2 protein-coding genes are annotated in these 1,864 nt (G+C 72.0%); one reads left to right on the top strand and one right to left on the bottom strand.

Features of this window, described 5'->3' with window-relative positions; genetic code table 11:
* Positions 1 to 84: 84 nt before the first annotated feature.
* Positions 85 to 384: a hypothetical protein gene (locus ACFW2E_RS20725; protein ID WP_384468434.1), complete on the bottom strand. Its 300-nt coding sequence runs from the start codon at positions 382 to 384 to the stop codon at positions 85 to 87.
* A 436-nt stretch (positions 385 to 820) separates the two neighbouring features.
* Between ACFW2E_RS20725 and ACFW2E_RS20730 the strand changes: the two genes are divergently transcribed.
* Positions 821 to 1,813, top strand: a complete 993-nt coding sequence (locus ACFW2E_RS20730; protein ID WP_384468436.1) for an LLM class flavin-dependent oxidoreductase — start codon at positions 821 to 823, stop codon at positions 1,811 to 1,813.
* Positions 1,814 to 1,864 lie beyond the last annotated feature (51 nt).

The following is a 1,864-nucleotide window of genomic DNA, read 5'->3' on the forward strand; positions in this document are numbered from 1 at the left end:
TGTTTTGTTTTTGGGTGTGCGGGGCGGGGGTGGCGGGGGGGGGGGGGCGCGCGGGCCGGGCCCCCCCCCCCCCCCCGCCCCGGCTCATTCGGCGCCGGTGACTCCGGGGGCGATGAAGCGCCTGTGCAGCGGAGAGAACTCGCTCTCCGGTGTGCCCGTGATGCCGGCCTTCTCGACCGCGGGGGCCAGCCGTTCGGCGAAGAACTCCTGGAAGGCCTGCTCCGATTCCCAGACGTCGACCACGCGCAGCCCTTGGTCGTCGAACCAGGCAACGTGCACCTGACCGCCCGCCGGAGCGGCCTCCTCCCAGCCCACCGCGTCACGCACGGCCCCGTACTGCTCGGGGGTCACCCCGCCCCAGCTCATGGACATCACCACAGCCATGTTCCGCTCCCTGTCCTCATCGTGTACACCCAGCCCTCACACCGGCCGACCGCCGGTCACCGGCACTTGCCGAGCCGCGGTCGCCCGTCCCGGCGTGACGGCTTCGGCATCGTCCCTCGGGGTGCGGCCCCCGGCGAAGAGCGTGCGGTGGCGCGGGGACGGGCGCAGTTCGGCCCTTCGCGCCCGGCAGACGGCCTCGGGGGCGCTGCCACGGCCCTGCGGACGCGTGGCCTTCCGCGGCGCGGCGACCCGACTACGCCCGATCCCGCAGGCGGCGCTCGCACGGCGTCCGCAGGCTCACAGCGCCGTCGGCCGTACGGAGTGGCTCCGCCGACCGCATCAGATCACGCTGCGCAAGCCAACCGGGCTTGTGGCGCGAAGACTTGACCCCTGATGGGCCCCGGAGGGACACCGGGGAGCTTCCTATACTGACCGGATGATCACCGTTCCGCTCAGCGCGCTCGAGGTGGCCACGGTCCAGACAGGCGCCTCAGCCGCAGCCACGTTACAGGACACGACCGAGTTCGCCCGACGCGTCGAAGAGCTCGGTTACCAGCGCCTGTGGTACGCCGAACATCATCACTCCCCAGCCATAGGAGCGTTCCCGCCCGTCGTCCTGATCGCCCACGCGGCCGCCCTGACATCGACCATCCGCCTCGGATCCGGGGGCGTTCTCGCCCCGCACCACGCCCCGATCATGCTCGCCGAGCAGTTCGGCACGCTGGCCGCGCTCCACGACGGCCGGATCGACCTGGGCATCGGCCGGGGTCCGGGCACCTTCGACGAACCGACGGCGCGAGCCCTGCGGCGCGGGGCGGGGCCGGCGACCGACGGCGAGTACCACGACGACGTTTCAGCGACCTTGCGCTTCCTGGTGGAAGAGACCGCGCTCAGCCCGCTCCCCGAGCCATGGCTGCTCTCCTCCAGCACGGCGGGTGCCGCGCTCGCCGCCGAACTGGGCCTGCCGATCGCTTTCGCCCATCACATCCGGCCCGACAACACCCTCGCCGCCCTGCGTCACTACCGCGAGCGGTTCTCCCCCTCCCGCTGGAGCACGCGCCCCCGTGTGCTGATCTGCGTGGAAACGATCTGCGCCGAGACACCGGACGAAGCCGCCCGGCTCGCCGGCCCGATGGACGTGGTCAAGGCCGGGCTCCTCCAGGGCCGAGGCGACCTCCCCTTCCCCACGCCGGAAGAGGCGGCCTCCCACTCGTTCACCGCCCAGGAACAGGGGGCGTTGACGGCCTTCCGCGCGCAACAGGCGCATGGCTCACCCGAGATCGTTGCGCAGCGCCTGGCGAGCCTGGCCGAGGCAACCGGTGCGGACGAACTCATGCTCGCGACGCCCGTGTACAAGCTGGCCGACCGACTGAGGTCGTACGAGCTCGTCCAGCAGCACATCATGATGCCGACGCCGTCACAGAGCTGATCGGCCGATCCGCCGCAACGGCCCCGGACGGAACCCGATTCGGTGCGACCC

The sequence above is a fragment of the Streptomyces sp. NPDC058964 genome (assembly GCF_042741275.1).
GTDB lineage: Bacteria > Actinomycetota > Actinomycetes > Streptomycetales > Streptomycetaceae > Streptomyces.